Genomic DNA, 21,979 nt, shown 5'->3' with positions numbered 1-21,979 from the left:
TCGTCGCCGAGCCTCCGACGGGTCGCTACAGCTTCTCCACCGGCGCGTACCGCAGCAGCAGCCGCTTCGGCTTGGCATCGCCGAAGTCGATCGTCGCCTCCCCGTTGGCTCCCGTGCCCTTGACGGCGACGACGGTGCCGAGGCCGAACTGGTCGTGGGTGACACGGTCGCCGACGGCGAGGGAGACCACCGGCTTCTCGTTGGTGCGGCGGGTGGCGAAGCCGGACGCGCCCGAGGCGGAGGAACGGGAACGCGACGACGACAGCGACGACGCGATCCCGCCGACCGGGCCGGAAGCCATCGGCGCGGAGCCGCCCTTGCGCTTCCACTCCAGGTAGGTGGCCGGAATCTCCTCCAGGAAGCGGGACGGCGGGTTGTACGACGGCTGGCCCCAGGCGCTGCGCATCGACGACCGGGTGAGGTAGAGCCGTTCGCGCGCGCGGGTGATGCCGACGTAGGCGAGGCGGCGCTCCTCCTCCAGTTCCTTGGTCTGGCCGAGGGCGCGCATGTGCGGGAAGACGCCGTCCTCCATGCCGGTCAGGAAGACGACGGGGAACTCCAGGCCCTTGGCGGTGTGGAGGGTCATGAGCGTGATGACGCCCGAGCCGTCCTCGTCCTCGTCGGGGATCTGGTCGGAGTCGGCGACCAGGGCGACCCGCTCCAGGAACTCGGCGAGACCCGCGGACGTCGCGCCCTCGCCCTCCCCGGCGGCGGACTCCTGCTCGAACTCCAGGGCCACGGCCGCGAGTTCCTGGAGGTTCTCGATACGGGTCTCGTCCTGGGGGTCGGTGGATGCCTGCAACTCGGCCAGATAGCCCGTGCGTTCGAGGACCGCCTCCAGGACGGTCGCCGGGCCGGCGCCGGACTCGACGACGGTACGCAGGTCCTCCATGAGCGTGTTGAACCGCTTGACCGCGTTCGTCGACCGGGCGGCCATGCCGTACGCCTCGTCGACGCGCTTCAGCGCCTGCGGGAAGCTGATCTTCTCCCGCTGCGAGAGGGCGTCGATCATCGCCTCGGCGCGGTCGCCGATGCCCCGCTTGGGGACGTTGAGGATGCGGCGCAGCGGGACGGAGTCCTCGGGGTTGGCGAGGACGCGCAGGTAGGCCAGGACGTCCCGGACCTCCTTGCGCTCGTAGAAGCGGACACCGCCGACGACCTTGTAGGGCAGGCCGACGCGGATGAAGACCTCTTCGAACACACGGGACTGGGCGTTGGTCCGGTAGAAGACGGCGACGTCCCCGGCCTTCGCCTCGCCCGCGTCCGTCAGGCGGTCTATCTCGTCGGCGACGAACTGGGCCTCGTCGTGCTCGGTGTCGGCGACGTACCCGGTGATCTGGGCGCCGGCGCCCGCGTTGGTCCACAGGTTCTTGGGGCGGCGGGACTCGTTGCGCTCGATGACGGCGTTGGCGGCGGAGAGGATCGTCTGCGTGGAGCGGTAGTTCTGTTCGAGCAGGATCGTCGTCGCGTTCGGGTAGTCCTCCTCGAACTGGAGGATGTTGCGGATCGTCGCACCGCGGAAGGCGTAGATCGACTGGTCGGCGTCACCGACGACGCACAGCTCGGCGGGCGGGATGTCGTACTCGCCGGGGGGCACGTCGACCGGGTGCTCGGAGGTGCCGACCAGTTCCCTGACCAGGGCGTACTGGGCGTGGTTGGTGTCCTGGTACTCATCGACGAGGACATGGCGGAACCGGCGGCGGTAGTGCTCGGCGACATCCGGGAAGGCGCGGAGCAGATTGACCGTCGTCATGATCAGGTCGTCGAAGTCGAGCGCGTTCGCCTCGCGGAGGCGGGACTGGTAGAGCGCGTAGGCCTGGGCGAGGGTCTTCTCGAAGCCGTCGGTGGCCTGGGCGGCGAAGTCCTCCTCGTCGATCAGCTCGTTCTTCAGGTTGCTGATCTTGGCGCTGAAGGACTTGGGCGGGAAACGCTTGGGGTCGAGGTCCAGATCACGGCAGACCAGGGCCATCAGACGCTTGCTGTCGGCTGCGTCGTAGATCGAGAAGGAGGAGGTGAAGCCCAGCTTCTTGCTCTCGCGGCGCAGGATGCGGACGCAGGCGCTGTGGAAGGTCATGACCCACATCGCGTTGGCCCGGGGCCCCACGAGCTGTTCGACGCGCTCCTTCATCTCGCCCGCGGCCTTGTTGGTGAAGGTGATCGCGAGGATCTGGCCCGGGTGGACATTCCGCTCGCCCAGCAGGTGGGCGATGCGGTGGGTGAGCACCCGGGTCTTGCCGGAGCCGGCGCCGGCCACGATGAGCAGGGGGCTGCCGGCGTGCACGACGGCCGCGCGCTGGTTCTCGTTCAGCCCGTCCAGGAGCGCCGCCGCGTCGATCGCGGGGCGTGGGGCGCCGTCGCGGTAGTAGGCGTCCCGGTCCGGCGGCACGTCGAACTTCCCGCCGAACAGATCGTCCGGAATCGACTCCGGCACATGATCGTCCTCGGGCGGCGGCGGGGGCTCCTCGCCGCGGCCGCGGGGGGCCTGGAGGTCCGCCAGGAAGCTGTCGTCAAAGAGGCTGCTCATCGCTCTCCGAGTCTAGGCGCCCCCACTGACAGCGAGGGGCCGCCCCGGGAAGTCCGTACCGGGCACGCTCCGGGCCGCCCCTCGGGACCACCGGCCACCAGTCGCACCCAGCCCATCACGGTGAGCGATCGAACGTAGCACCTATCGCGCCCGCGAGGCCAAGGTCACGAAAACGTATCGGGCATATCGAACATCAACCTTCACACGGACCACACCAGTTGGCTAGCGTCTTGGGTCAGGCCGTACGACCCAACCGGCGAACGTCGCCGGGCCGCACGGCCTCCGCCGAGTCCGGCACGCCCCTCACGGCAGCCGGAGCCGGGGACCCACCGATCTCATGGGGTGAATCGGCCCGACCGCCGTACGCGGCGAGGGCCGTAGGGCAAACCTTCCGAAAGCTTGCGCCCGAACCCGACAGCTAACTCGGTAGGCGGACCACGGAAGGAGTCGCCGAACCATGGCGCCGCACCGCAAGCCGCGTCCGGCCGTCCGAACGCGCGCGGGCATACGTACCCCCGCTCTCGCCACCGCCGCCCTCACCTCCGTGGCCCTTCTCTCCCAGACGGCCACCGCCGCCCCCTCCACCGACGACAAGCCGAGCCTGGAGGAGGTCGAGAAGAAGGTAGGCGACCTCTACCGCCAGGCGGAGACGGCGACCGAGAAGTACAACTCGGCCAAGGAGAAGACGACAAAACAGAAGAAACAGGTCGACAACCTCCTCGACGACGTCGCGAAGCGGACGGAAAAGCTCAACGAAGCGCGCGAGGAGCTGGGTTCGTACGCCGCCGCCCAGTACCGCACGGGGGCCGCCGCCCCCGACACGGCGGCCCTGCTCCTGGCGGACGACCCGCAGGAGTACTTCGCCCAGAACCAGTTGATGGACCGGCTGACGGACCGCCAGCAGGAGGCCGTCGACGAGTACGTCACACAGCAGGCGGAGACCTCGAAGCGGCGCCAGGAGGCGTCCGACGGCCTCGAACAGCTCACCGAGTCGCAGAACGCCCTCAAGTCCAGCAAGGCCAAGGTCCAGGCGAAGCTCGCTGCGGCCCGCGAACTGCTCTCCCAGCTCACCGCGGAGGAGAAGGCCCGCCTCGCGGACCTCCAGCAGCGCAAGCGGGAGGAAGCCGACCGCAAGGCGGAGGAGCTGGCACGGCAGCAGGCGGCGACGGCCGCACGGGCCGAGCCGGCCCAGGAGACCGCGGCGCCCCAGGAGACCCAGCAAACCCAGGAGGCCCCTCAGGAGACCTCCACACCCCCCTCCACCGGGACCACGACGACGGTCGAGGACGCGACGTACGCCTCGAAGGCCACCAAGGCCCTCGCCTTCGCCCGCGCGCAGATCGGCAAGCCGTACGTCTGGGGCGCCACCGGCCCCGGCTCCTACGACTGCTCCGGCCTCACCCAGGCCGCCTGGAAGGCCGCCGGCGTCGACCTCCCCCGCACCACCTACGACCAGGTCAACGCCGGCACGACCGTCTCACTCTCCGCGGCCCGCCCCGGCGACCTGATCTTCTTCTACGACAACATCGGCCACGTCGGCCTCTACATCGGCAACGGCATGATGATCCACGCCCCGAAGCCGGGGACCTACGTCCGCGAGGAGTCGATCTTCTACGACGGCGAGTCCTCGATCCACAGCGTGGTTCGGCCGGCGTAGCGGTCGCGCGACAGGCACGACAGGTCCTACAGGCGCGACAGGTCCGAGCGGCGGGTTCGCCGGGAGGCGGGTCGGCTCAGGTCCAGAGCACCGCGATGAAGATGTTCGCCGTGGTGAGGGCGCCCACCAGTCCGAACAGCGACTTGTCCACGCTCTCCTCGTCGCGCTTCACGTACACCAGCCCCAGGATCACGATCAGCAGCGCCATCTTGATGCCGATCTTGATGTTGTTGACGGGCTGGTCGTCGGCCTGGTTGAGCCCGACGAGGATCGCTCCGGTGATCAGCATGGTGAGCGCGCCGTGCAGCATGGCGGGGACGAAGCGGGCGGTGCCCTGGCCCATGGCCTTCATCTGGGTGAGGAAACCGCCCAGGAGAGCGGCGATCCCGATGATGTGGAGCCCGACGAAGAGGTGGATGAGTACGTCCATGGGCGGAGCCTATTGAGGGGGCGTCGACCGGCCGGGCACCGGGGGCGGGTGCCTCGGCGCCCGGGGGCGCGGCGCGTGCAGGGGCGGCCGTCAGAGCCCGGATGATCTTGCATATATGCGCCCCATAGCACCGCCTCACCCAGCTCCGGTCAGGAATCGACGCATCGGTCATTGCACAGCGTGATTGCGGCGGCGTCGAGGCGCGGCCACGGTCACATACGGTCACCTCGCGGTCGGTGCACGCCACTTCCGTACAACGCGTTACCGAGCCGACACAGTGAGGTTTAGCGTCCTCCCTCAGGTGACCGGCTCCCCACCGCCGCCCGGGCCAGGGGCGGCAGTCGGACACCACCGCCGAGAAAGTCCGGCGGCGTCCCGCTCCCCCCTGTGCGGGCCGCCGCCGGATGCGTAACCGCTCCCCCAGGCGGTCTGTGCGCTCCGACGTACGGACGGCGGTCGTACGAGAGGACATGGAGTCCCACGTGGCAGCGCACCGCAAGCCCAGACAGCGCTCGCTCGGCGGCCCGACGGTCCGCACGGCCGCGACCCTCGCCCTCGCGGGCGCGGCGACCGCGACCGGTTTCGACGGTACCGGGTACGCCGAACCCCACCTCACGCCCGAGCAGATCAAGGCGAAGGTGGACAAGCTGTACGAGGAGGCGGAGGTCGCCACCGACAAGTACAACGGCGCCAAGGAGAAGGCCGACAAGGCGCAGGAGAACCTGGAGGAGCTGCGCGACCAGGCAGCCCGCCGCACCGATCGGCTCAACTCCGCCCGCGAGCAACTGGGGTCACTGGCCACCGCGCAGTACCGGAGCGGTGGCATCGACCCGTCCTGGCAGCTGACCCTCTCCGGTGATCCGGACCAGTACCTCGACAACGCCGCCCTCGCCGAACGCGTCGGCAGCCGCCAGGCTGCCGATGTGGCAGGTGTACGGCAGCAGTTGCTGGAGATCGAACGGCTCCGCGGGGCCGCCCGGGTCGAACTGGGCACCCTCAGGACCAAGCAGCAGGAGGTCAAGCAGCACAAGAAGACGGTGACCTCGAAGCTGACCGAGGCACGACGCCTCCTCGACCGCCTCGCCCCCGAGGACCGCACCCGCCTGGGCACCCCCGGCTCCGGTACGGGCCACGCCTCGCGCTCCTCCCTCTCGTCCCCGCGCACCGTCACCGGCCCGGTCTCACCGGTCTCTTCCACCTCCGACGCCCCCAACCCCCGCGCCGCCTCAGCCGTTTCCTACGCGTACTCCAAGCTCGGCAGCCCCTACGTCTGGGGGGCCACCGGCCCCAACGCCTTCGACTGTTCCGGCCTCACCCAGGCCGCCTACCGCTCCGCCGGCGTCTCCCTCCCCCGCACCACGTACGCCCAGATCGGCACCGGCCGCCGCGTCTCCCGCTCCGAACTGCTCCCCGGCGACCTCGTCTTCTTCTACTCCGGCATCAGTCACGTGGGCATCTACGTGGGCAACGGCCAGATGATCCACGCCCCGAACCCCTCGGCCCCGGTACGCGTGGCCCCCCTCGACGAAATGCCGTTCACCGGCGCCACGCGGGTGGCTTGAGCGAGGACGGAGGGTTGAGCTGAGGAGTTGGGTGAGAGGGAGGGCTGGGGCGGGGTGCCTCGGGGCACCCCCGGGTTCGGGTCAGACTAGGTTCGGGTCGGTGCTACCGCGCGGGGTAGCACCGCCGAGTGGCCGGGCCGTCGGAGCCGCAGGAGCCGTCGGCGGCACGGTGGCCAGTGGCGGAGCGGTGCTGAGAGGTGGGGCGGTTCGTGGTCGCGGCTGGGGCAGCGGCCCTGCCGGTGGGTCGCCCGCCCCTACACCAGCCGTCGTGCCGTCGCCCATCTCGTCAGCTCATGCCGGTTGGAGAGCTGCAACTTGCGGAGTACCGCGGAGACATGGGACTCCACCGTCTTCACCGAGATGTAGAGCTGCTTGGCGATCTCCTTGTACGCGTAGCCACGGGCGATGAGACGCAGCACCTCACGCTCACGCTGGGTGAGGCGGTCGAGGTCCTCGTCGACGGGCGGGGCGTCGGTGGAGGCGAAGGCGTCGAGGACGAAGCCGGCCAGCCGCGGGGAGAACACGGCGTCCCCGTCCTGGACCCGGAAGATGGAGTCGACGAGATCGGTGCCGGTGATCGTCTTGGTGACATAGCCCCGCGCGCCTCCCCGGATCACCCCGATGACGTCCTCCGCCGCGTCCGACACGGACAGCGCGAGGAAGCGAACCGGCCGCTCGGTGTCCGCCATCAAAGCCGAGCAGCGGCGCAGGACTTCCACTCCACCGCCGCCGGGGAGGTGGACGTCCAGGAGCACCACCTCGGGACGGGTGCTCGTGATCACCGAGACCGCCTGGTCGACATCAGGTGCCTCCCCGACGACCTCGACCCCCGTGCGCTCCGTCTGCCCGATCTCGGCCTGCACTCCCGTACGGAACATACGGTGATCGTCGACGAGTACAACCCGAACATGCCGCCCGGGCCCGGACGCCGCGGCCGCCGGCTCTCCCCCTGCCACGGGACCGACGGAGCCGCCGCCGGGCGCGGACGCGTCGGAGACACCGGCGCCTCCGAACTCCTCCTGGCCCGCGGCCGTACCGGGTTCGCCACCGGCGGGTCCGGGGCCCTGCGCGACCCCGTCGCCTCCCCGGCCCGCGGTCGGTTCCGTACCCGAACCGGTCTGCCTGGCAAGGTCGTTCGGCCCGTTCGCGTCACTCATGACGTCGTCTCCGCCCTCTCCATCTCCAGCTCGACCTCCGTGCCGCCGCCCGGTACGGCGCGGAGCCGTGCCGTACCGCCGTTCCGCTCCATGCGGCCGATGATCGATTCTCTGACGCCCATGCGGTCGGCGGGTATCGCGTCGAGATCGAAGCCGGGACCGCGGTCACGCACGGACACGAAGACCGTCCTTCCCTCGACCTCGGCGAAGACCTGTACGGCGCCGCCCTCGCCACCGTACTTGGCGGCGTTCACCATCGCCTCGCGCGCGGCCTGCATCTGCGCGGTCAGTCCCTCGTCGAGGGGGCAGTCGCCGACGACGACCACCTCTATGGGGACTCCGTGCTTGTCCTCGACCTCCGCCGCGTTGCGCCGCACGGCCTCGGCGAGGGTGTCGGGCTCGTCGTCCTCGTCCTTGCCGGTGCCCTCGGGTTTGTAGAGCCAGTTGCGCAGGTCCCGCTCCTGGGCGCGGGCCAGGCGGCGGACCTCGTTGGGGTTGTCCGCGTTGCGCTGTATCAGCGTCAGGGTGTGCAGCACCGAGTCGTGGACATGGGCCGCGACCTCCGCGCGTTCCTGGGCGCGGATACGCATCAGGCGCTCCTCGGAGAGGTCCTGCGTCATCCTGACGAGGTAGGGGCCCGCCAGCAGCGCTATCCCCACGAGGACCGCGAGCGCTGCCTGCAACACCGAGCCGAGGTGGGCGGCGGAGCCTTGCAGGACGAATATCCCGGAGACGCCGGCGGTGACCAGCAGGACTCCGGCCACCGAGCGGAGCAGGGTGAGGGTGCGCCGACGGCGGCCGACCTCGGCCCAGCGTGCGCGCCGCGCGTTGTCCGCCTGACGCCAGACGAGGGCCACACCCGCGGCGACCAGCACCGTCGGCCAGAGATACGCCCTGGCACCGTCACCCAGATTCACATTGCCGACGAACACCATGGCCACGACGACCATGAGGAGAAGGGCGACGATCTGACCCCGGTCGGGCCGGCGGGCGACGAGTCTGCGGCGGCCGTCGGGGGACGTCTCGGAGGTGATGGCCGACGGCCGCTGATTGTCGACCCCGCCGACGCCGAGTGGCACGAAGAACCAGAACGCCGCGTACACCAGCGCGCCCAGGCCGTCTGCCGTGAACAGGCCGACGAACACGAGCCGGACCCAGGTCACAGGCAGCCCGAGATGCCCTGCGAGCCCTCGCGCCACCCCGCCCAGCCAGCGACCGTCGCTGCTGCGGTAGAGCTTGCGCGGGGGCCGCGGAGTGTCGATGGGCAGTGCTGCGGCTTCCGGCATGCCATCGATGTTCACACGCACGGCCGATCGAGGCATCAGGGTCGATCCCCGAGACGCCCCTGATCTTCGGCCGGGCCATGATCGAACACATCCCCGGGCGGATATCAGGGTTCGACCAGGGTCATCCCGACTGCCGTCGAACCGGCACGGCGGTCACGATGGACGCATGACGGATCACCAGCACGCGGCATCGGAGTCGGGACCCAGCTCGGGCCCCGACTCCCAGCGGCCGACCAACGAGCCGCAGGACGCCGTGCCCCCACCGGGCACGGCGGAGGAGGAGCCGCGCGCGCACGAGGGCACGGACGACCGGGGTGGCCAGGATGGGACAGGTGCCCCGGCCGGGCCAGGTGGTCCAGGTGCCCCGGGTGAAGGTGGTCCGAAGGGCCAAGCCGCTTCCGGCGGCTCTGCCGGTCCGAAGGGCAAAGCCGCTCCCGGCGGCTCTGCCGGTCCGACGAACCAGGCCGCTCCCGGCGCTGCCGTCGGCGCCCCGCTCACTCCTCAGGGGTTCCGCCGCGACCGGAAGTACAAGATGTTGGGCGGTGTCTGCGCCGGCCTCGGGCGGCAGTGCGACATGGACCCGGTGATCTTCCGGATCGTGCTCGCGGTGCTCTCCGCGACCGGCGGGCTCGGCCTCATCTTCTACGGCTTCGCCTGGCTGTTCGTGCCGTACGACGACGAGGAGGAGAACGAGGTGAGGAAGCTGCTCACGGGCCGTGTCGACGGTCAGGCTCTGGCAGCCGTGCTCTTCGCGCTCGTCGGCTGCGGCGTGTTCCTCACGATGCTGGGCAACAGCACCGTCCTGACGTTCTCCGTGATCGTCTCCCTCCTCCTGGCCGGGGCGGGGTACTGGTCGCGTCAGCGCGGCACTCCCGACCCCGACCCGTTGGCGGCCCAGGCCGTCGCCGACGCACCGCCGGAGGCCCAGGCGCCCCCCGTGGCGGCTTCCTACCCGTCGTGGTGGCGGGATCCGATAGTCAAGGACGGCACCCACGTCGGCGGGACGGGCTATCTGTGGGGCCCTTGGGAGACCCATGGGCGGGACATCTCCGCGGCGGTCAACATCGCCCGGGGCGCTCCCTCCCGGCAGGACATACGCACCATGGGCGCGCCGAAGCCGCCCGGGCCGCGCTGGATAGGCGGCTGGGTCTTCCTGCTGGCGTTGCTCGCCGGTGGTCTCGGCACCACCGCGACGTGGGGGGACCACACGCTGGCGGCCAGTGTGCAGACGGGGCTGGCCTGCGCGCTGGTGGTGTTCGGCCTGGGCATGGCGGTGAGCGCCTTCCTGGGCCGGACGGGAGCCGGGTCGGTCTTCCTGGCCCTTGTCACCGCGGGGCTGCTGGCGTGCGCGGCGGCGCTCCCGTCGAACATCACCACCAATTGGGCCCGCACCGAGTGGGCGCCCGGGAAGGCCGCGGACGTGGCAGCGAGGTACGAGTTGGGGACGGGGGTGGGCACATTGGATCTGACGCGGGTGGACCTGGCGAAGGGCCAGACGTTGTCCACGAGTGTGGAAGTGGGGGCGGGCAAGGTGAAGGTCGTGGTCCCGTCGGACGTGACAGTACGGCTCGACGTCCAGGTGGGCTTCGGTGACATCCAGCTGCCGGGCGAAGGCAAGGAGGACGTGGATGTGGCGCCGGACAAGAGCGATCGTCTGACACTGTCACCGGCCAAGGGCTCAGGGAGCGGCGGGACGATCACCCTCGACCTGGAGGTCGGTCTGGGACAGGCGGAGGTGGCCCGTGCTGCGGCATGATTTCCAGCCCGGGAAGCTGGTCGGCGGACTCTTCGTGACCGCCGCCGGCGTGATCTACCTCGGTGATGCGGGCGGCGCGTGGGAGACACCGTGGTTCGTCGTCCTACCGCTCACCTTCGGCGGCCTGTGCCTCGCGGGCGCCGTGGCCTCCATACACCACTCGATACGGGGCCATCGGGCGTCCGGCCGGGCGGGAAGGGGAGGACTGGCCGGATCGGGATCGGCGAGGTCTGCGGGATCGACGGGGCAGATACCCGGAGACAGGCAGTCGCCGGGTGAGGGTGGACTGGGCTGACCCGGCCGGCACGGGGGCGGTGGGGCAAGGGTGGGGCACCGCGCGAGCGGATCATCAAGGCGTTGGCCCGTCACCGCCGCCCCGGCCGCCCACGTGGTGCGCAGGCCAAGGCCGTGTCGCGGCCCTCGACAACGGGCCGGGGGTCCTCGCTGAACGGGCCGCGTCGCTGGGCCTCTGTGCGGATCGATGCCTGGGGGGACACCACGGGGACGGCGGCTATCGGCGACCGCAAGTGGCGCCGGAGCAGGAGTGCAGGAGGTCCAAAAGATCAGGACCGTAAGTCGGCCGCGAGGACGGTGCGAGGGTCAGCGGTAGTTGGCGACCCGGTGCCTGGTGCGGCGGGAGCGGAGGGCGGCGTCGACGGAGAGGATGGGGGCGCCGGCGAGGATCAGGGGGATCCAGGCCATGAGGTAGGGGAGGTCGTTGCCGTAGTAGTACGGGCTGGAGGACCAGCTGACCGTCAGCCACAGGCTGAGGGAGATCAGGGCGCCTCCGAAGGCGGCCAGGCGGGCGAGGAGACCGATGAGGGTGCCGATGCCGACGACCAGTTCACCGATGGCGATGGCGTAGCCGAAGCCGACGGGGTTCTTGAGGGCCATGTCGATCAACGCCGGGATGGCTGAGGCGTCGCGGGCGGCGCTCATCATGTCGCCGATCGAGCCGGAGCCGGACTCGGCCATGAACGCGCTGTCGGTGAGTTTGTCCAGGCCGGCGTAGATGAAGGTGACGCCGAGGAAGACGCGCAGGGGCAGGAGGGCGTAGCGGGTGGCCGCGTCTCGCCAGTCGTGGCCGCCGTCGAGGTAGGGGGTGTGGGAGTCCGTGCGAGTACCGTGAGTCATCAGTCTGCGCCGCCTCTTGTCCGCCGTGCCGTTGACCCCTCAACAGACGATACGTTCGGAGGGGTGGGAAGGCTCAAGGACGCGGAGCAGTTTTTCCGGCTTGGGTGATCTCGTCCCGAGGGAGGCGGCCCCACGGCCCAGGCCCCTCCCCCCTCACGCCACTCCCCCTCACCTCCCACACACGCCCCCAGCGACCCCGGTCGTGGCGTCCAGGGCGGGGAGGCCACAAGAGGCAGGCCCTCGGCGCCGCCGACCCAGCGGGCGGTGGCTTCGGAGCGCGCCCGGCGGACACCGAAGCGCGCGTGCCCGTGACCGTTCAGTCGGCTGAGACCTCGATGGTGTAGCGGTTGGTCTCCACGCCCGCCGCGGTCACGACCTGGACGTCGACCTTGCCGGGTTCGACGTCGGCGGGGACCGGCACGGTGAGGACCGCGTCGGTGGGGTTGCTGAAGCCGCCGGTGACCGGGACGAGGGGGACGTGGACGTGGACGGGACCGATGCGGACGACCATGCGGGAGAGGCGGTCGGCGGTCTGGGCGCCGGGCGGGACGAAGCCGGCACCGCGGATCTCGATGTCGTCGCCGTTGCGGATGGGGGCGTCGAGGTCGCCGGCCTCGCGGGCGCGGACGACGGAGAGGATGACGGGGCGGCCGCCCTCGGCGTACTTGCCGGCGACGTAGGTGGCAGCCGAGACGAGGACGAGGAGGGCGAGGCCCCAGGGGAGGTCGGGGAGCTGGTCGGGGCGGCGGGCCAGGCGTACCGCGGCGAAGACCAGGGCGACGGCGCAGATGGTCACGTACTGGATGTCGGTGAAGCTGCCCCGGCAGGAGTCGTCGGTGAGGAGGTCGGCGGCGCGGGGGCGGTGGGCGCGGACCTTCTGGAGGCGTTGGCCGAGGACACGGAGGCCGACGACGCGGCGTACGAGGACGGCGATGCCGCAGACCACGGCGAGGACGGTGACGATGCCGGCGCCGCGGGCGAGTTCGAACCCGGCGATGAGGGCGTCGCGTTCACGGTGGTCGGAGGCCCCGGCCAGACGGCCGACCAGGACGAGGACGCAGAAGACGACGAAGAGGACCCAGCCGGCGGCGATCGCGCGGGACGTGGAGAGGCGGTTGTCCTCGCCGATGACCGGGGCGAGGGCTCCGCCACGCGCACGGTGCAGATAGCCGGCGCCGGTGAGCGCCACGGCGACCAGCAGGGCGGCGACGAGCCCGGCTGTGCGTGCGACGGTCCAGCCCGCGCCGATCGCGGTGAGCGCCTGGACGAGGAGCAGGGCCACGACGGCGGCCCAGACGACGAGCGCCGTGCGCAGCCAGAGCCGGCCGAGCCATGCCTCGCCCTCGACGCGGCCGCGTTCGGCGACGACGGCGGCGGACTGGGTGAGTTCGTCGGAGACCCACTGGCGGGAGGCCGACGCGGAGTGGGCGACCGCCGCGGGCAGGCCCTGCCCGGAGGCGAACTCCTCGCGTTTCAGCAGGAACTCGGCGACCGCGCGACGGTGTCCCGTGCGCGCGCCGTGCGGGCAGTCCCCGCACGTGCATCCGCCCTCATGGGCACCCGAGCCCATGCCCCCTCTCGCCTCCTGCACCGCCACGCCCGAGCCCGCCTTCCCCGCGCCGCGCACGCCTCTGCGTCCGCTGTCCTCGGCATTCGCCGTCACCGTCATCGAAGCTGTCACCGTCGTGACGCCGTCAACCGTCATCGAAGCCGTCACCGCCGTCGCGGGGCGCCGTCCGTACATCCGCTCACTACCACAGGCGTGCGGCCGGACAAGTGCTTCGCGATGACAGCGAATTGTGCCGTACGGAGGGCGGCCCGTGCCCGGCAGGGGCATCAGGTGCAAGGAGAGCGCGGGGTGAAGTACGGGTCGTCCTGTTGACCCGGCTGGGAGAATCTCCCTATGGCCGAGATCATCCAGCGGGACGGGACCTGGGCCTTCGACGGGAGCACGGTCCGGATCACGCCGGGGCTGCACCGTTCCGTCGCGCTGTTCCGGCAGACGTACGGGGAGGTCACGGTTCCGCTGGAAGCGGTGTCGGGGGTCGTCTACGAGCCCGAGCGCAGGCGGGGCCGACTGCGGGTCAAGCGGGCGACCGGTCCTCGGATCATCGGCATCGGCGATCTGGCGCAGGTGGAGTGGTTGCCGAACTCCGGATACGAGGACGGGTTCCTGCGGTTCGTGACCCGCGAGACAGTGTTCTCCGAGCTGCCGCCCGAGAAGGACCCGTACGCGCTCGATCTCTGGGGCAGCGCGCGCCGTGATCTGCTGACGGCGCTGGTGGCGGCGGCCGTGACGCCGCCTTCCCCACCCGTCGACCAGGACCGACAGCCCCACGGACAGCGCCGGGGCGGTCGAAGCCGCGGCACCCCTCCCGCCGCAGAGGACGGCCCCCGCCTCCGCCCCGGGACAGCTCCCGCAGCAGACGGCAGCAGCCGTCGCCCCTGTCCCGCCCCCCGTCCCGGGCCATCACGACGTGCTGCTGCGGCGGCTGCGCGAGTTGGGCGAGCTGCACCGCGACGGGGTCTGAGTGGCCCCCGCCGACGTGGAGACGGACGCGGTCGCGGACTTGCTCACGGACGAGGAGTTCGCGGCCACGAAGGTGGCGGTGCTGCGCGACTTCTGACCGCCCCCACCTCCCCGGTGGGCCAGGGTGGGCCAGGGTGGGTCAGCTCAGCAGGTCCGGCTCGCTTCGGCTGATGTCCTGCCACAGGGGCTGGTAGTTGATCCACGCCACCAGGTCACCGCCCGCCTGTTCGCGTGTCGCGACGGCCAGTCGGTGGTCGACGAGGAGGGGGCGGCCCGCGGCCTTCGCGGTGAGCTGGACCTGCGCGGAGCGTTCCATCGACAGGAACCACCACGCCGCCGCGTCGACCGAGTCGCCGACGGTCAGCAGACCGTGGTTGCGCAGGACCAGGGCCTTGCGGCTGCCCAGCACCGCCGCGATCCGCCGCCCCTCGTCCGCGTCCACGGCGACGCCCGTGTAGTTGTCGTAGAGCGCGTGGTCCTCGTAGAACGCGCAGGACTCCTGGGTGATGGGTTCCAGCAGTTCGCCGAGCGCGGCCAGGGCGCGGCCGTGCACCGAGTGGCAGTGGGCGACGGCGACGACGTCGGGGCGCGCGGCGTGGACCTGGGCGTGGACGGTGAAGGCGGCCTGGTTCACGTGGTAGCGGCCCTCGATGACCTGGCCGTCCTGGTTGGCGAGGACGAGGTCACTCACGGTGACGTGCTTGAACGACATCCCGAAGGGGTTGACCCAGAAGCAGTCGCTGAACTCGGGATCGCGGGCGGTGATGTGCCCCGAGACGCCGTCCTCGAACCCCAGCCGTCCGAAGATCCGCAGGGCCCCGGCCAGCCGTTCCTTGCGGTGCCGCCGCTCGTCCTCCACCGACTCGTGCATCGGCGGCATGGCGAACCGCAGCTGGTCGGTGGGTAGGGGCAGGGGCGGTGTGGGCCCGTGCATGTGTCCTCCAGACTGACTTCCTTTACGAAGCGGAAGTTACCGTCGGTCGCCCATACGGAACAGGTCCGTTCCCTGAAGAGAGTGCGCAACCGTTACGCAAGTCACAGAAGCGCGCCAGCGTCCCATCGGTCGGACACCACCCAGGGATGAGCCGTCAGTCGCTCGGGGTAACCGGACAGTGGTTGTCGGGTATCCGCGTCAGACTCGTCCCATGCCAGGAAACACACCACGCGCCGTCCCGGCGGAGGGTGCCGCCGACTGGGCCGCCTTCACCGCCGCCGAACCCGATCTCGCCCGGACCGTGGAGGCCCGCTTCGGTGCCTTCACCCATCACGTCCTCGCCACCCTCCGCCGGGACGGCTCGCCGCGCACGACCGGACTGGAGGTCAGGTTCACCGGAGGACAGCTGTGGCTGGGGATGATGCCGGACTCGCTGAAGGCACTCGACCTGCGCCGCGACCCCCGGTTCGCGTTGCAGGCCAACCCCGGTCCCGGTACCGGGATGGGCGGAGGTGACGTGCGGATCAGCGGGCGAGCGGTGGAGGTCGAGGATCCGGCCGTCAAGGCCGCGTACGGCGAAGAGGTGGAACCGCCGGAGCCGTTCCACCTCTTCCGCACCGAGCTGACGGAGGTCGTACGGACCTACGTCGAGGACGAGACGTATCTGGTCGTCCAGGTCTGGAAGCCCGGAGCGCCGGTGCGCACTCTCAAACGGACCTGAGTGCCCGCCCGAGGAGGGCGGCTCGCCCACCCGAGTCGGGACCCTTCCTCACCCGAGGAGGGCTACTCCCACTCGATGGTGCCCGGCGGCTTGGACGTCACGTCCAGGACCACGCGGTTGACGTCCCGCACCTCGTTGGTGATGCGGGTCGAGATCTTGGCGAGGACGTCGTACGGCAGTCGCGACCAGTCGGCCGTCATCGCGTCCTCGGAGGAGACCGGGCGCAGGACGATGGGGTGGCCGTAGGTGCGGCCGTCGCCCTGGACGCCGACGCTGCGGACGTCGGCGAGGAGGACCACCGGGCACTGCCAGATGTCGCGGTCGAGGCCGGCCGCCGTCAGCTCCTCGCGGGCGATGGCGTCGGCCTCGCGGAGCAGGTCGAGGCGGTCCTTGGTGACCTCGCCGACGATCCGGATGCCGAGGCCGGGCCCGGGGAACGGCTGCCGCTGGACGATCTCCTCGGGCAGGCCCAGCTCCTGGCCGACCATGCGGACTTCGTCCTTGAAGAGCTTGCGGAGCGGCTCGATGAGCTGGAACTCCAGGTCCTCGGGGAGGCCGCCCACGTTGTGGTGGGACTTGATGTTGGCCGTGCCGGTGCCACCGCCGGACTCGACGACGTCCGGGTACAGGGTGCCCTGGACCAGGAACTCCACCGCCGGGCCCTCGTCCGCGATGATCTCGGCCTGCGCCTGCTCGAACACGCGGATGAACTCGCGGCCGATGATCTTCCGCTTCTCCTCGGGGTCGGAGACCCCGGCGAGCGCCTTGAGGAACCGCTCCTCCGCGTCGACGACCTTCAGCTGGACGCCGGTGGCCGCGACGAAGTCCTTCTCGACCTGCTCGGTCTCGCCCTTGCGCATCAGACCGTGGTCGACGTACACGCAGGTCAGCTGGGAGCCGATGGCCTTCTGCACGAGGGCCGCGGCGACCGCGGAGTCCACGCCGCCGGAGAGGCCGCAGATGGCGCGCTTGTCGCCGACCTGCTCGCGGATCGCGGCGACCTGCTCCTCGATCACATTGCCCGTGGTCCAGGACGGGGTCAGTCCGGCGCCCCGGTACAGGAAGTGCTCCAGCACCTGCTGACCGTGCGTGGAGTGCATGACCTCCGGGTGGTACTGGACGCCGTACAGCTTCTTCTCGTCGTTCTCGAAGGCGGCGACCGGTACGACGTCGGTGGAGGCGGTGACGGTGAAGCCCTCGGGGGCGGCGGAGCAGGCGTCGCCGTGCGACATCCACACCGACTGCTCGTCCGGGGTGCCCTCGAAGAGGGTCGAGCCGGACTTGGTGACGTGCAGCGGCGTACGGCCGTACTCGCGGGCGCCCGTGTTGTCGACGGTGCCGCCGAGGGTGGTGGCCATGAGCTGGAAGCCGTAGCACATGCCGAAGACGGGGACGCCGGCCTCGAAGAGCTCGCGGTCGAGGCGAGGGGCGCCCTCGGCGTAGACCGAGGAGGGGCCGCCGGAGAGGATGATCGCCGCGGGGTTCTTGGCGAGCATCTCCGCGACCGGCATGGTGCTGGGCACGATCTCGCTGTAGACCCGGGCCTCGCGGACGCGGCGGGCGATGAGCTGGGCGTACTGCGCGCCGAAGTCGACGACCAGGACGGTGTCGGGGGCGGCGGCAGCGGAGGTCGCTGATGACACGGGGTGCCTTCCGGCGGGTCGGGCGGGGGTCTGTGTGGCCGAGTCTACCGGGGTGCGCTGTCGTCGTGCGGGCCCACCGGAGGCTCCGCCCCCGGCCACCAACGGACCCCCGGCCCACACCGGACCCCGGCCCACACCGAACCCCGGCCCACACCGAACCCCGGACCCCGGATCCCGCCCTCACCCTTGCCCGCCCACACCCCGGCCGCCCCCGCGCCCTGGCCCCAGCGGAAACCGTGGTCTTCCGGAGCCGTGGCATACTGGCGCCCATGTTCGCGCACTCGACCTTCGTCTTTACCTATGGCAACCGGCCCACCGGCTGCCATGGTCGTGCTGCTTGAGCTACTGACAAGCGACTTCCCCAGGCGCCCCGGGCCGACAAGGTCCGGGGCGCCTGACGTTTCCGGGAACTGTCGGAGCGGGGTGCGGGACCGGACAGGACACGAGGAGTTCCGACGATGACCACCCCGACCGCCGAGAAGACCACCGCCACCGGCACGACCGCCGCCACCGCCATGACCGCCGCCGCCACGACCGCCGCCACCGCAACCACCCCGCCCCCCGCCGCCACCCCCACCGCGGAGGAGACGACGGCCGCCACGAAGAGGACCGCGGGCGTCCCGAGGGCCACCGCCACCGAGAGGACCGGCGCTCGGACCGCGGAGGCCGCGGGCCTGATCGGTGGCGCGCGCGAGCGGATCGACGCACTGGACGACCGGATCATCGGACTGGTGCAGGAACGGATGGCGGTGTCTGCCGTGATCCAGAAGGCCCGGATCGAGTCGGGCGGCCGGCGCGTGAACCTCTCCCGGGAGATGGAGGTCCTCACCCACTACAGCGACGCCCTGGGCAAGCCGGGCACCGCCCTCGCGATGACCCTGCTGGAGCTGTGCCGGGGCCGCATCTGACCCGCCGGGCCACAGGTCCCGGGCCCTCACCCGACGCCCCGCCCCCGCCCATCCCTGGGCCGTTCTCCCACGCGTTCCCTGGGCCGCCCCCGGCCCGTCCCACGCGCACCCCCGGCGACGGCCACGGCGCACGCAGGGCGCACGTACGTACGCCTGCCGACTCACCCGTACGGCGCGTGACCGCCGCACGGCGCGCTTCGTTGGTCCCGGTGCCCGTGCCAGCCAGGTCCGGGTCCGAAAGAACCACGCGTGGCTCCGCTGGAGCGATGAGGCGTACGGATCGTGCCGTGCGCCGTGGGACCTCGCTCCAGGGTTGTGACCGGACCGCAGGGGACAGCAGCCCGGTCACTCAAGAGAACGGTCGGCTCCGGGGACGCCCGGGGCCGACCGGCGGACTGTTCCGAGGGCGGCGACACGGTTTCGGAGGCCGTCAGCCGCCCCCACGATGCAGGAGCAGCCCGCACCCCAGGGCCGACACCAGGTACCGCGCCCCGTGCGCGGTCCGACATCCACCCCCCACCAGCGGCGCGACCCCCCGGCGCCGCTGCGAGGCACCGGCGCTGCCCTGACGTCGGTGCTGACGGTGAAGGGCCCCGCGGGACGAAACCCGCGGGGCCCTTCACCATGTCACGACCGCAGCGGCGCCGCAGCGCCCCCACCGGGCCGGTGTCGCACCGGCCTGTCTCAGCGCGCCGACTTCTCAGCCGGCCGCCTTCTCAGCCCGCCGCTTCTCAGCCGACCGCCGTCTCAGCCCGCCGCTTCTCAGCCCGCCGCTTGTCAGCCCGCCGCTTGTCAGCCCGCCGCTTGTCAGCCGACCGCCGTCTCAGCCCGCCGCTTCTCAGCCCGCCGCCTTCTCCAGCTTCGCGACCTGGGCCTCCAGGACCTCCGCCGGGACCTTCGCCTTGTCGGCGTCGAGCATGTTCATCGAGTAGAACCCGATGAGCGTCGAGCCGCTGCGGACCACGGTGAAGGACATCGGGATCTTGGCGCCCTCGATGTCGCCCTTCATCTTGTAGGAGACGGCCTCGTCGCCCTGCTCGGGGGCGGGAAGGGCCTCGATGCCGGAGTACTTGTTGCCGACGTGCTCGTACTTCGTGCAGTTCTCGGTCGCCTTGCGCAGGTCGGCCATCACCTTCTCGGCGTCGCTCTGCTCATGCGCGGCGAGGGCGAGGGAGATGACGCTGCCGGAGAGCTCGTCCTTCGGGGTGACCGTGCGTCCGGCGCGGGCCTTGGCCTGCGGGTCCGAGGTGAAGAAGAACATGTTCGCGATGGGCTGGCAGGCGGCCGGCTCCGCGGGAACGGTCTCGGCGGGCATGTCATCCGCCGGCATGTCGGCGATGGTGTAGCCCTTGACGTCACCCTTGGCCAGCGCGGCCTTCTGCAGCTGGGCCTCGGTCAGGGCGCCCTGACCCGCCGGCTCCTTCGGCTTGTCGGCCGGGGCGGAGGAGCCCGCCGACGGCTTCTTCTCGGCGTCCTTGTCGTCACCGCCGCCACCGCACGCCGCGGTGAGACCCAGCGTGGCCACGACCGAGACGGCCACCGCTGCCCGCGACATCTTCGACTTCATGTCCCCCACCCTTTACGCCTTGCGCTTCTCATGACTCACACGGGCCCCACCGGACCCATCGAACATGTATGTGACAGCCAGACCCAGGAATTCGTTGCGTCACTCCGGCCACATTCACATGTGACTCACGTCACTCCAAGAAATCGTGATCCGGAGGGCAACCCTTCGCATGCCTCGCTGGTCACACCTGGCACACGAGAGAAGGACCCGCGCTCGGAGGGGGGTGCGGGTCCTTCTCCGCTTCTCGCCGAACGGCAGCCCCGCTGCTTCGGCGGCCGACTGCCCTACTTCTTCGGCGGCACCGTCGGCACCGGCATCAGCGGCAGTCGCAGCGCGCCGAAGGCGTCCGCCGGGACCGCCGGGTTCACCGGCTCCACCGGGAGGAGTCGTTCGTACGCCGCTCCGGGGGCGGGGCGGCGGTCGGGCTCGCCCTTGTTCGGCCAGTACGACATCGCGCGCTCCGCCTGGGCCGTGATCGTCAGGGACGGGTTGACGCCCAGGTTGGCGGAGACCGCGGCCCCGTCCACGACCGAGATGCCGGGGTGGCCGTAGAGACGGTGGTACGGGTCGATGACGCCCTCCTCGGGGGTGGCGCCGATGGGGCAGCCGCCGAGGAAGTGCGCGGTGAGCGGGGTGCCCATCAGTTCGCCCACGTTGCTGCCGGCGAAACCGTTGATCTCGGCGGCGATCGTGGAGGCGGCTGCCGAGGCGGCCTCGATCTGCTTGGGGTTGGGGGCGCCGTGGCCCTGCCGGGCGGTCAGCAGGCCCTTGCCGGGACCCTTCGGCTTCAGATACGTCGTCAGCGAGTTGTCCAGGGACTGCATCACCAGGCCGATGATGGTCCGCTCCGACCAGCGGCGGTTGGACAGCGAACGGGCCACCAGCAGCGGATGTCTGGCCGCGTGGGACAGCCAGCCGAACACGCGCGACGCGCCCGACGCCGTGCTCCCCGCGTACGGGACCTGGAGGATCGACAGACCACCCATCGCGTTGGAGCCCCTGCCGTAACGGACGGGCTCGATGTGGGTGTTCTCGTCGGGGTGGATGGACGAGGTGATGGCCACGCCCCGGGTGAAGTCCACGTCGGCGCCATGGGCCTTGCGGTAGCGGCGGTCGTCGGTCTGGGCGCCGACCAGGGCCTCGGAGTTGGTGCGGGTCAGCATGCCCAGGCGGTCGGAGACGTGGGGCAGCCGGCCGCTGGCCTTCATCCGGTGCAGCAGGGTCTGGGTGCCGTAGGTGCCGGCGGCGAGGACGACCCGGCGGGCCTTGAAGACACGGCCCCCGGAACCGCCCCTGCCCCCGCCCCCGCCCCGGCCCGCCCTGCGGCGCTGGTCGGTGGGCAGGGTGGTCACGGCGAAGCCCCCCTGCGAGTCCTCGGTGAGGGCGACGACCGTCGTCATCGGGTGGACGACCGCGCCCGCCTTCTCGGCGAGGTGGAGGTAGTTCTCGTTGAGGGTGTTCTTCGCGCCGTGGCGGCATCCGGTCATGCACTCGCCGCACTCGGTGCAGGCGTTGCGGGCCGGGCCCGCGCCGCCGAAGTACGGGTCGGGGACCTGCTCGCCGGGCGCGGCCTTGGCCTTGCCGTCGGCGTCCTCGCCGTCACCGAAGAAGACGCCGACCGGGGCCATGTGGAAGCTGTCGCCGACGCCCATCCGCTCGGCGGCCGCCTTCAGGTGCACGTCGGACGGGGTCATCGTCGGGTTGAGCCGTACGCCGAGCATGCGGCGGGCCTGGTCGTAGTACGGCTTCAGCTCCTCCTGCCAGTCCGTGATGTCCTTCCACTGGGCGTCCTCGAAGAAGGGCTTCGGCGGGACGTACAGGGTGTTGGCGTAGTTGAGGGAGCCGCCGCCCACTCCGGCCCCGGCGAGCACCATGACGTTGCCGAGCAGGTGGATGCGCTGGATGCCGTACATGCCCAGGGCGGGGGCCCAGAGGTAGTTCTTCAGGTCCCAGGAGCTCTTGGGCAGGGAGTCACGGGTGAAGCGGCGCCCCGCTTCCAGGACGCCGACCCTGTAGCCCTTCTCGGTCAGGCGCAGGGCGGTGACGCTGCCGCCGAAGCCGGAGCCGACGACGATGACGTCGTAGTCGTATGACACGTGCTCTCCTCATCGAGAACGGTGCGTACCGCGCCCCCGGAGGGGCGCGGGTGTCAGCGCAGCCGGAGGGGCGC

15 protein-coding genes, 1 pseudogene and 1 riboswitch are annotated in these 21,979 nt (G+C 71.1%); of the genes and pseudogenes, 6 read left to right on the top strand and 10 right to left on the bottom strand.

The annotated features are described in order from the left end of the window. Positions 1 to 25: 25 nt before the first annotated feature. The gene (gene pcrA / locus ACZ4Z2_RS12230) at positions 26 to 2,524 is read right to left on the bottom strand and encodes a DNA helicase PcrA (protein WP_468074952.1); all 2,499 of its coding nucleotides are present in this window, start codon (positions 2,522 to 2,524) and stop codon (positions 26 to 28) included. Positions 2,525 to 2,797: 273 nt separating this feature from the next. Next, positions 2,798 to 2,972: riboswitch (cyclic di-AMP (ydaO/yuaA leader) on the top strand. A gap of 9 nt (positions 2,973 to 2,981) precedes the next feature. Here pcrA and ACZ4Z2_RS12225 point away from each other — a divergent pair. Beyond that, positions 2,982 to 4,181 carry a C40 family peptidase gene (locus ACZ4Z2_RS12225; RefSeq protein ID WP_468074950.1) on the top strand — a complete coding sequence of 400 codons (1,200 nt, stop codon included), beginning with the start codon at positions 2,982 to 2,984 and terminating at the stop codon, positions 4,179 to 4,181. Between the two features lie 76 nt (positions 4,182 to 4,257). Here the strand turns inward: ACZ4Z2_RS12225 and ACZ4Z2_RS12220 are convergent, their stop codons facing one another. Further along, the gene (locus ACZ4Z2_RS12220; protein ID WP_468074948.1) at positions 4,258 to 4,611 is read right to left on the bottom strand and encodes a hypothetical protein; all 354 of its coding nucleotides are present in this window, start codon (positions 4,609 to 4,611) and stop codon (positions 4,258 to 4,260) included. Between the two features lie 482 nt (positions 4,612 to 5,093). Here ACZ4Z2_RS12220 and ACZ4Z2_RS12215 point away from each other — a divergent pair, with 482 nt between their 5' ends. Next, positions 5,094 to 6,173: a C40 family peptidase gene (locus ACZ4Z2_RS12215; protein WP_468074946.1), complete on the top strand. Its 1,080-nt coding sequence runs from the start codon at positions 5,094 to 5,096 to the stop codon at positions 6,171 to 6,173. A 254-nt stretch (positions 6,174 to 6,427) separates the two neighbouring features. Here ACZ4Z2_RS12215 and ACZ4Z2_RS12210 read toward each other — a convergent pair whose 3' ends face one another. Next, complete coding sequence (locus ACZ4Z2_RS12210; protein ID WP_468074944.1) at positions 6,428 to 7,330, bottom strand: LuxR C-terminal-related transcriptional regulator; 903 nt, start codon at positions 7,328 to 7,330, stop codon at positions 6,428 to 6,430. Next, on the bottom strand, positions 7,327 to 8,616 hold the full coding sequence (locus tag ACZ4Z2_RS12205; protein WP_468074942.1) for a PspC domain-containing protein: 1,290 nt from the start codon (positions 8,614 to 8,616) through the stop codon (positions 7,327 to 7,329). Before ACZ4Z2_RS12205 ends, ACZ4Z2_RS12210 begins: the two co-directional genes overlap by 4 nt. Positions 8,617 to 8,782: 166 nt before the next feature. Here ACZ4Z2_RS12205 and ACZ4Z2_RS12200 point away from each other — a divergent pair, with 166 nt between their 5' ends. Continuing rightward, positions 8,783 to 10,372, top strand: a complete 1,590-nt coding sequence (locus tag ACZ4Z2_RS12200; RefSeq protein ID WP_468074940.1) for a PspC domain-containing protein — start codon at positions 8,783 to 8,785, stop codon at positions 10,370 to 10,372. A gap of 600 nt (positions 10,373 to 10,972) precedes the next feature. Here the strand turns inward: ACZ4Z2_RS12200 and ACZ4Z2_RS12195 are convergent. Next, the gene (locus ACZ4Z2_RS12195; RefSeq protein WP_468074938.1) at positions 10,973 to 11,506 is read right to left on the bottom strand and encodes a DoxX family protein; all 534 of its coding nucleotides are present in this window, start codon (positions 11,504 to 11,506) and stop codon (positions 10,973 to 10,975) included. Positions 11,507 to 11,822: 316 nt separating this feature from the next. Then, positions 11,823 to 13,076 carry a hypothetical protein gene (locus ACZ4Z2_RS12190; RefSeq protein WP_468075105.1) on the bottom strand — a complete coding sequence of 418 codons (1,254 nt, stop codon included), beginning with the start codon at positions 13,074 to 13,076 and terminating at the stop codon, positions 11,823 to 11,825. A gap of 333 nt (positions 13,077 to 13,409) precedes the next feature. Here ACZ4Z2_RS12190 and ACZ4Z2_RS12185 point away from each other — a divergent pair. After that, positions 13,410 to 14,133 (top strand): annotated as a pseudogene (locus ACZ4Z2_RS12185) (DUF4429 domain-containing protein). 42 nt (positions 14,134 to 14,175) lie between these two features. Here the strand turns inward: ACZ4Z2_RS12185 and ACZ4Z2_RS12180 are convergent. Next, a complete protein-coding gene (locus tag ACZ4Z2_RS12180) occupies positions 14,176 to 14,970 on the bottom strand; it encodes a class II aldolase/adducin family protein (protein ID WP_468074936.1) in 795 nt (264 codons plus the stop codon). 211 nt (positions 14,971 to 15,181) lie between these two features. On the opposite strand from ACZ4Z2_RS12180, the gene ACZ4Z2_RS12175 reads away from it, so the two are divergent. Continuing rightward, the gene (locus ACZ4Z2_RS12175) at positions 15,182 to 15,691 is read left to right on the top strand and encodes a pyridoxamine 5'-phosphate oxidase family protein (RefSeq protein ID WP_468074934.1); all 510 of its coding nucleotides are present in this window, start codon (positions 15,182 to 15,184) and stop codon (positions 15,689 to 15,691) included. 62 nt (positions 15,692 to 15,753) lie between these two features. On the opposite strand, the gene guaA is transcribed toward ACZ4Z2_RS12175, so the two are convergent. After that, complete coding sequence (gene guaA / locus ACZ4Z2_RS12170; protein WP_468074933.1) at positions 15,754 to 17,334, bottom strand: glutamine-hydrolyzing GMP synthase; 1,581 nt, start codon at positions 17,332 to 17,334, stop codon at positions 15,754 to 15,756. A 458-nt stretch (positions 17,335 to 17,792) separates the two neighbouring features. Between guaA and ACZ4Z2_RS12165 the strand changes: the two genes are divergently transcribed. Continuing rightward, positions 17,793 to 18,242 carry a chorismate mutase gene (locus ACZ4Z2_RS12165; protein WP_468074931.1) on the top strand — a complete coding sequence of 150 codons (450 nt, stop codon included), beginning with the start codon at positions 17,793 to 17,795 and terminating at the stop codon, positions 18,240 to 18,242. An 838-nt stretch (positions 18,243 to 19,080) separates the two neighbouring features. Here the strand turns inward: ACZ4Z2_RS12165 and ACZ4Z2_RS12160 are convergent. Together ACZ4Z2_RS12160 and ACZ4Z2_RS12155 are read right to left on the bottom strand one after the other, a co-directional pair. Next, positions 19,081 to 19,809: a hypothetical protein gene (locus ACZ4Z2_RS12160; RefSeq protein WP_468074929.1), complete on the bottom strand. Its 729-nt coding sequence runs from the start codon at positions 19,807 to 19,809 to the stop codon at positions 19,081 to 19,083. Between the two features lie 284 nt (positions 19,810 to 20,093). Next, the gene (locus ACZ4Z2_RS12155) at positions 20,094 to 21,905 is read right to left on the bottom strand and encodes a GMC oxidoreductase (RefSeq protein ID WP_468074927.1); all 1,812 of its coding nucleotides are present in this window, start codon (positions 21,903 to 21,905) and stop codon (positions 20,094 to 20,096) included. Positions 21,906 to 21,979 lie beyond the last annotated feature (74 nt).

It is taken from the genome of Streptomyces sp. NPDC030183, from assembly GCF_055573455.1.
This window is presented reverse-complemented; position numbering and strand designations above follow the sequence as displayed.

Excerpts from the sequence above, each read along its gene's own strand:
- pcrA (WP_468074952.1), bottom strand. The coding sequence starts at position 2,524 with ATGAGCAGCCTCTTTGACGACAGCTTCCTGGCGGACCTCCAGGCCCCC.
- ACZ4Z2_RS12165 (WP_468074931.1), top strand. The coding sequence starts at position 17,793 with ATGACCACCCCGACCGCCGAGAAGACCACCGCCACCGGCACGACCGCC.
- ACZ4Z2_RS12195 (WP_468074938.1), bottom strand. The coding sequence starts at position 11,506 with ATGACTCACGGTACTCGCACGGACTCCCACACCCCCTACCTCGACGGC.
- ACZ4Z2_RS12160 (WP_468074929.1), bottom strand. The coding sequence starts at position 19,809 with ATGAAGTCGAAGATGTCGCGGGCAGCGGTGGCCGTCTCGGTCGTGGCC.
- ACZ4Z2_RS12180 (WP_468074936.1), bottom strand. The coding sequence starts at position 14,970 with ATGCACGGGCCCACACCGCCCCTGCCCCTACCCACCGACCAGCTGCGG.
- ACZ4Z2_RS12200 (WP_468074940.1), top strand. The coding sequence starts at position 8,783 with ATGACGGATCACCAGCACGCGGCATCGGAGTCGGGACCCAGCTCGGGC.
- ACZ4Z2_RS12220 (WP_468074948.1), bottom strand. The coding sequence starts at position 4,611 with ATGGACGTACTCATCCACCTCTTCGTCGGGCTCCACATCATCGGGATC.
- ACZ4Z2_RS12190 (WP_468075105.1), bottom strand. The coding sequence starts at position 13,076 with ATGGGCTCGGGTGCCCATGAGGGCGGATGCACGTGCGGGGACTGCCCG.
- ACZ4Z2_RS12210 (WP_468074944.1), bottom strand. The coding sequence starts at position 7,330 with ATGAGTGACGCGAACGGGCCGAACGACCTTGCCAGGCAGACCGGTTCG.
- ACZ4Z2_RS12225 (WP_468074950.1), top strand. The coding sequence starts at position 2,982 with ATGGCGCCGCACCGCAAGCCGCGTCCGGCCGTCCGAACGCGCGCGGGC.
- ACZ4Z2_RS12205 (WP_468074942.1), bottom strand. The coding sequence starts at position 8,616 with ATGCCGGAAGCCGCAGCACTGCCCATCGACACTCCGCGGCCCCCGCGC.
- ACZ4Z2_RS12175 (WP_468074934.1), top strand. The coding sequence starts at position 15,182 with ATGCCAGGAAACACACCACGCGCCGTCCCGGCGGAGGGTGCCGCCGAC.